Annotated in this window: 8 protein-coding genes and 2 pseudogenes; 8 read left to right on the forward strand and 2 right to left on the reverse strand. The window is 44.2% G+C overall.

All coding sequences use genetic code 11. The annotated features are described in order from the left end of the window. Window positions 1-79 precede the first annotated feature (79 nt). Window positions 80-235: pseudogene (locus tag L5M18_RS23430) on the forward strand (type II toxin-antitoxin system RelE/ParE family toxin); the annotation flags it as partial. Window positions 236-357: 122 nt separating this feature from the next. Here the strand turns inward: L5M18_RS23430 and L5M18_RS17455 are convergent. Next, window positions 358-998, reverse strand: a pseudogene (locus tag L5M18_RS17455) (transposase); the annotation flags it as partial. A 283-nt stretch (window positions 999-1,281) separates the two neighbouring features. On the opposite strand from L5M18_RS17455, the gene L5M18_RS17460 reads away from it, so the two are divergent. The 7 genes from L5M18_RS17460 (at window position 1,282) to L5M18_RS17495 (ending at window position 6,532) form a co-directional block, all read left to right on the forward strand. Beyond that, a complete protein-coding gene (locus tag L5M18_RS17460; RefSeq protein ID WP_004249763.1) occupies window positions 1,282-1,587 on the forward strand; it encodes a helix-turn-helix domain-containing protein in 306 nt (101 codons plus the stop codon). Beyond that, a complete protein-coding gene (locus L5M18_RS17465) occupies window positions 1,584-2,834 on the forward strand; it encodes a type II toxin-antitoxin system HipA family toxin (RefSeq protein WP_014610931.1) in 1,251 nt (416 codons plus the stop codon). Before L5M18_RS17460 ends, L5M18_RS17465 begins: the two co-directional genes overlap by 4 nt. A gap of 272 nt (window positions 2,835-3,106) precedes the next feature. Further along, the gene (locus L5M18_RS17470; protein WP_220777344.1) at window positions 3,107-3,349 is read left to right on the forward strand and encodes a nucleotidyl transferase AbiEii/AbiGii toxin family protein; all 243 of its coding nucleotides are present in this window, start codon (window positions 3,107-3,109) and stop codon (window positions 3,347-3,349) included. A 521-nt stretch (window positions 3,350-3,870) separates the two neighbouring features. Next, window positions 3,871-4,116 (forward strand): type II toxin-antitoxin system CcdA family antitoxin, encoded by a 246-nt coding sequence (locus tag L5M18_RS17480; RefSeq protein WP_014610893.1) that lies wholly within the window; start codon window positions 3,871-3,873, stop codon window positions 4,114-4,116. After that, a complete protein-coding gene (locus L5M18_RS17485) occupies window positions 4,116-4,433 on the forward strand; it encodes a CcdB family protein (RefSeq protein ID WP_014610892.1) in 318 nt (105 codons plus the stop codon). The genes L5M18_RS17480 and L5M18_RS17485 overlap by 1 nt, the downstream gene beginning before the upstream one ends. Before the next feature lie 354 nt (window positions 4,434-4,787). Beyond that, window positions 4,788-6,155 carry a type II toxin-antitoxin system HipA family toxin gene (locus L5M18_RS17490; RefSeq protein ID WP_263197986.1) on the forward strand — a complete coding sequence of 456 codons (1,368 nt, stop codon included), beginning with the start codon at window positions 4,788-4,790 and terminating at the stop codon, window positions 6,153-6,155. Then, complete coding sequence (locus L5M18_RS17495; RefSeq protein WP_014610890.1) at window positions 6,140-6,532, forward strand: helix-turn-helix transcriptional regulator; 393 nt, start codon at window positions 6,140-6,142, stop codon at window positions 6,530-6,532. Before L5M18_RS17490 ends, L5M18_RS17495 begins: the two co-directional genes overlap by 16 nt. Window positions 6,533-6,695: 163 nt before the next feature. Here L5M18_RS17495 and L5M18_RS17500 read toward each other — a convergent pair. Then, on the reverse strand, window positions 6,696-7,029 hold a 334-nt coding region (locus L5M18_RS17500), incomplete at its 5' end, for a type II toxin-antitoxin system HicB family antitoxin (protein ID WP_263197250.1).

Raw genomic sequence — 7,029 nt, forward strand, 5'->3', positions numbered from 1 at the left:
GACTTCTCATTTTGCTTTAGTGCGCTTTATAGTATATGGCTAATCAAAATGATGCAATCATTTTGATTAGATGGTGGCGGTTTTGCTCACCAACCCACGAATTGGAGAGCAACTGTTCCAGTTTGAGCCCTGTGAGGTTAGGAGGATTTTGGTTGGGGAGTACGATGTTCGTTATGAGATCCTTGATTCGATTATCTACATGCTGCGACTATGGTATACGCGAGAAAATCGTTGAACAAAACGCCCGCGCAATCCCGCTCCTTTAGGTGCGGGCCAAGCGGGAGGTGTATTGTAGTTGGTAACACTGCTTCAGTTTGAGGGGTAACTACCTTGAAAAACACCGATCTTGCTGTAGTGCAGCAAATTTGGGGCCACTGGCAACTGATGGTTGCTATCTGTGGTCACCTTGAACTTACGAGCTGCTTTGGCTTTTAACCCTTGTCTTTTCATGCTGTTCAATATCGTTTTCAGGTCTGCATGGTCGCCATTTTCAGCCAACGCAACCTGAATATGGCGCGCACCGTCACGTTGCTTACCTTGCGTAAAAGCCTTATTGATTTTCTCGTCCAGCGCGGCCCGCCGTAGGGCTTTCTCGCCAGGTTCTTCACCGGTACGACGCCACTGATAATACCCACTTCGCGATACACCAAACACAGCGGCCATGCGCAGCAGGTGGAACCTGTGTTGGTGCTCCAGCATAAATTCAAATGCAGCTACTTTTGATTTTTCGCGAAGTAGGTTGCGGCCTTTTTTAAGATGGCTAAATCCTCAGCCTGATCAGCCAGTTGGCGACGTAACTTAGCTACTTCGGCCGCTAGTTCAGCTTCACGCTGGCTAGTAGTGGATTTTTTCTCTGATGCATTACGCCAGTTGTAAATCTGGGTTTCGTATAGCTTCAACTGCGGTGCTGCTTCGGCCACGCCAACACGCTCGGTCAGTTTCTGGGCTTCGGTTTTAAATTCTGCGGTATAAGTCTTACGGTTCTTTTTAGTTGTCATAGGCACCTCGTTATGTGATTTTACTCACTTAGCGCGGTGTACAGAACTACTGGATCAGATCACACAAAAGTGTGATTTGGTTGCCTTTGACATTCAGGGATTCACATCATCGCTTTGGCCAACGCGCAATCTAAACCTAAAAGTGGGATATAAATCCTATAATATTCAGTAAAGTGGGAATATAGTCCTGCCTTTCACATGTTAGAGTTGCTTTGATTTCAAAGTTGGACTATATTCCCATTAATGGCTGAATAGTGGGAATATAGTCCCTTTGGTTGGTGGTGTGGCTAAGCGTGATTTACACAATGTACTGTTTCCAAAGCAACGCAAAATCCTGACTCATTTTGGTGAGGACTTGTTGTTGGCGATGAAACGACGTGGTTTTACAAAAAAGCTGCTGTGTGAACGTACTGGTTTTGATCATAAAACCGTGAACAAAGTCTTCGCAGGTGATCCGGGCGTTGCCATAGGCACTTACTTAAAAGTAATGGCCGTACTTGGCATGGAAAGCAACTTTGCGGAAATGGCCGCTCATGATGAAGTGGGTATCAAGCTGCAAAACATAAAATTGCTGGAAGGTTCAAGATGAGCCGTGAAATCGTCGAAGTCTATGCCGACTGGCAGCCAATCGAAGCGCCACTGCTAATAGGGCGGCTTACTTATAGCGATTCAAGCCGAGGTGGCGTGTTTAGTTTTGCCTACGATAAAGCATTTTTAACCTCAACCTGTCGCTTGCAAATTGATCCAATCTTGACGCTTCACTCCGGTGAACTCTACAACGATGAAGCCGATAAAAACTTTCGCGCATTTCTTGATTCATCGCCTGATAGATGGGGACGTATTTTAATGCAACGGCGTGCGGCGATTGATGCGCGCAAAGGCATTCGAGCAACAAGTCGATTAAACGAATTGGATTACCTGTTGGGCGTGCACGACTCTTACCGGATGGGTGGTATTCGATTTAAGCGAGCAGGCTCGAATGCTTTTTTGGACGACAATTCTGAATTTGCTGCGCCGCCAATGGCTTCTTTGCGAGAGCTAGAGCACGCAGCCATGCAGATTGAAAAAGACGATGACATCGACAGTGACGAGTATTATCGCTGGTTGAAAATGCTGATTTCTCCAGGCTCATCATTAGGTGGTGCAAGGCCCAAGGCTTGTGTCACAGATGAACAAGGCCACTTGTGGATTGCAAAGTTTCCCAATCTAAATGATACCCATGACGTGGGCGCATGGGAGATGGTCTGTTATGAATTGGCTTTGGCGGCAGGTGTTGACATGTTTCCAAGTGAGATCAAGCAGTTTTCGTCACAGCACCATACCTTTTTAACAAAACGGTTTGACCGCGATGGCGAAAAGCGACTGCATTTTTCATCGGCCATGACACAGCTTCAATACTATGATGGTGAACAATTTCAAGGTGCCAGCTACTTAGAGATTGCTGAATTTATTTCCAATTGTGGTGCGCAAACCGAAGCTGATTTAGCACAGTTATGGCGACGTATCGTGTTTAATATTGCGGTGTCCAACACGGATGATCACCTGCGTAACCATGGGTTTTTATTAACAAAGAATGGTTGGAAGTTATCACCCGCTTATGATTTAAACCCGATAGTGGGTAAGCATGGCCTGCATCTGAATATTACCGATACAGACAACGCTCTAGACTACCAATTAGCCTTTGACGTAAAAGACTTCTTCCGGCTTTCGCAAACCCAAGCCACGCAAATTTACGATGAAGTATTAATGGCGGTTAAGCAATGGCAAACCGTTGCTAAGCGGCTAGGGGTCAGCCGAGCCGAGCAAACCATGAAACAATCAGCGTTTAACGTTTAATGGTGAGCTTACGGCAGCGTAGCTCAACTTATTTCAATTAATAATCAACAGATCCTTATTACGTATCAAAGCGCCTCTGCCAACTGATTTGAACCACTGACTTTTTTGTATCGATCTTGTAATTGTAAACTATACCCTTTTTCTAGTAGCCATGAAGAGTTCAGTACAACACCTTTAGGTGCTATAAAAAAGTAGTTGGTTTATTGCTTTGATTTTCTAAACTCGTAGGATAAAAGTAACTTAAAGCTGTGGAACAAGGAGGCGCAAAGGATATGCGCCCTGTCATTGAGAAAGAACTTCTTCATTACGACATCTTGTATGCACTGGATGAAGCTAGGGTACTCGATAACTTGGTTTTTCAGGGCGGAACTTCACAGCGTTTGTGCCGAGAATCAAATCGATATAGTGAATATCTTGATTTTGCAGGAGGTAGGGACTTCAATAGTAAGATGTTAATTGCAATGAAGCAGGTCGTTGAAAAGTATATCGGTAATCGGTATGGGCTTGAGGTGTAGCTCGTAGCATGTTCAGTGACATATGATGCAAATTAGCGACATTTTATGCCGCATTCTCCCGATAAATTTGGCAGGCATCCTCGCCAAATATTACATCTAACTGTTGACGGCGAAACTATTCATGGTGACCCAGAACGTATTCACGAATGTCCGTCCAACCACGAGCCCCTGCAATGACGGCACAGAGTGCACCAAACTGAACATCAAATAATGCTTTCATTTAGTTGTTGCATAGGCCCATTGCACGATTTAATGAATACAGGGGGAGTATATAGCATATAAGGCGCAGCAAAAAGGACGGCCTTCGGCTGGGAGACGCTTTGGCGTTGCGACGCAACTGCTAGAACGCCACTACGTGGCTCTAGGGTTTAGACTCTAGTAGCGATGCGCTTAAGCATTCTACGAATGCTGTTTTACTGCTGCAGTTTATAGATGCACTCAGCGCCATCTTTGATGGCTTGTTATATATCCTATCCATACTTATAATTTATGCGCACAAACAACGCGCATGGGTTATTGTTATGAGAAACAAATATAGCAATCAAGTACACAAAAAAGCTACAAATTTAAGCTTAAACAGTGAGTTATTAGCGGAAGCTAAACGCCTGAACATAAATCTTTCAGCGACAATGGAAAAGGCTCTTGAGAAAGAAGTAAAGCATCGCCTAAAAGCCGAATGGTTAGAACAAAATGCCCAAGCGATTAACGCTTGCAATGAATTGGTTGAAAAACAAGGCTTATTTTCTGATTCTTACCGAGTATTCTAATGTCACAGTTTGCCTTATACCAAAACCACGATAAGAGCACTGCAATTGCATATCCTTACTTTGTTGATGTTCAAAGTGAATTGCTTAATATCTTGAATACTCGGTTAGTTATTCCGCTAACACCTGTTGAACTATTGGAGAAAAAAGCCCCTAGGCATTTATGCCCTGTGATCCATATCGATGAGGGTGACTTCGTGATGTTAACTCACCAAATGGCAAGTGTACCAACGAAGATTTTACGTGAGCCTGTCAATGAGTTGAGTAGTTTCAGGGATGAGATCGTAGCGGCTATCGATTTTTTGATTACTGGCATATAACAGAAGCTGGAGCGTTGCTCGAGATGTATGGACTCCTTTGGCTAATCTTTGAATCGATTAAGACCGTACCCTCTTAGTGGGAGGGAGTCCATACATCTAGGAACGCCGTTTTACCGCTGCAGGTTACTGAACGGGCTCCGCCCGGACGGTGAGCTTGCGATCGTTCCGTCAACCGTCAACGTCTTTGCTTTTCCTCCCATCTTATTTTCTCTGACTGTTTTTGCGTTTTTTAGGTGTCATTAATTAGTATTTTTCTTAATTACTGAGTGCTGTAGGTTGCATTAATTAGCTGTTTTATCTATTTTTGAGTGCTATAGTGTTCATTAATTGTCGTCTGCTTTTAGGGGTTAGGTAATGCAAATTTTAACGGTGCAGATGAACATTGCCGGAGAATGGCGTGATGTTGCTTTGGTGGAGTTTTATGCGCCAGATAAGGGCACTGGCGGGCCATGTGTATTAAATTATGAGATTGAACATGTCACGTCTTACTTCCATCAATTTGCGCAAACTGCAGTGAGTGTATCGTTACCCGTTGATAATATCCCGTTGCGAAGCCCTCACTGGCATCGTTTTTTAGAAGATATTATGCCAGCAGGTTCCAGCCGGGATTATTGGGTTAAGCGGCTTGGATTGCAGGATTTGCCTAATTTGGAACGTGATTTCCAATTGTTGAAATATGGAACTATCGCGCCAATTGGCAACTTACGTATAAAAGAATCGGTGCCTGAAAAGGCTAAAAGATCATTACCTGTTACCTTTAGTATCGCTGATGTCAGTGAGTTGCAGATTGATTTTATTGAGTATGCCCAGTCTCGCGGTGCAGCAGCAGGTGGCGCTTCCGGCGCAGGCGGGGCCGCACCTAAGTTATTAGTGCGATTAAATGCGCAGCAAGATGTTTGGATTGATACCTTTCAAGATGATCCGCGTAATCTCGATCAGCCTTATTTAGTTAAGTTTCCAAGGGGTAAAACCACTCTGGATGGCGATATTTTGCGAGCAGAGTATGATTTTTATCATGAGCTTACACAATTGGGCTTTGAGACTATTTCCGTTGAGTCGATGAAGCTTATTGAAGCTGAACGTGGCCCTTCTTTATGGTTGCCACGCTTTGATTACGGTGTTGAGGCGGGAGCAATGGTGAGTTATGGCATGGAGTCGGTTTATGCCATTTTAGGTGAGCCGACAGCAAAGCCTTTGCTACATGCCGATGTGATTAGACGGCTTTTGGCCGCGTTTAATAAAAAAGAAAATTATGGTAATACCAGGACGCTACTCGACGTTGAGGCTGAGCTTGAAGGCAAGAGTGGCATTGAGGCGTTTGTTATTGAATGGGTACGTAGAGATTTATTAAATATTGCCTTTGGAAATTCAGATAATCATGGCCGAAATACCTCTTTTATCAAGTATGGAAACCGCGTCCAGCTGGCACCCATTTATGATTTTGCGCCAATGAAAGCAGATTATGAGATGATCACTCGTACCTTTACCTGGGGTGAGGGAATGGAGTTAGGTGGCGTGTATAACTTTCCTGCAATTGCAGAACATTTATCTGATTTACTGTCGCCTAATGAGTTAATGAGCGCTTTGAATGAAACCGCTGCTCGTTTGCTTGGTCTTGAGCAACGTTTACGTCAGCGGGGTGTGCCAGAATCGATTCTTGCGCATTCGGGAATTGGTTTTGCCACGTTAGAAGCGAGAATGCAGCAATGGGGGCTATTATGACGGTTTCATCTAATGTTGCAACGGATTCGATTGAAACAAAAGGCAGAGGTGGTCGAAAAAAAATTTCGGTTAATCGAAAGCCTTTGACCCTTAAAGATAGGGAAGATTTATTATTAGCCGCTACATTGGATCTCTTTTCGGGGAAAAAGACTCAAGGTCAAGTACTTAAATGGCTGAGAGTTGAGTTGTTATCACTGAGCCAGGACCAATATGCCAAAATGGTTGGCGTTAGCCGTAAAGCATTGTCTGATATCGAAAGTGATAAAGGTAAAAACGGTGTTGAGTTGATTAATCGAGTTTTTAGCGGAGTCGGGTTTCGTATAGCATTAATGCCAAAGGATAGTGTCGTGCTGAAAATGGCGGTAGAGGCGATTTAGAAGCTAAGATCTAGAACGCCGCAAAGCGACGACTGCCTGGGTGTAGATGCAAGTCAGGAATTAGATTGCCAAGCCCATGCTTTAATTGACATGGTGAACCCCGTTTAACATTAGCTATATGCCAACACTTGCATCCCCGCAAAACGAGGAACAATTTTCCGTCCTACGCTGAATGTGCAATGTAGTCATTGACTGCATTTTCTACCGCTGCATTCAAACTAATGCTTTGCGATAGCGCAATTTCATTAAGTCGAGCGTGAACCTCTGGCGAGATCCGAACGTTGAATTTGCCAGAGAAGTTTTTGTAAGGCTCAATGCCACGCTCCTGACACATCTCTAAAAAAACGCTTAATGACTTCGCGCCCTCGGCTTCCAATTGAGCGACGCTTTCACCATAGAAATCCGCGCCGCCGTTTAAGCCTACGAACTCACCACGGAATGTTTCAGCGTCTGGATCATAATCAATAAAGGCTTTTACCCCGTTGATCATCATAAGA

Source organism: Shewanella sp. SM20, assembly GCF_025654545.1.
GTDB classification, from domain to species: domain Bacteria; phylum Pseudomonadota; class Gammaproteobacteria; order Enterobacterales; family Shewanellaceae; genus Shewanella; species Shewanella oncorhynchi.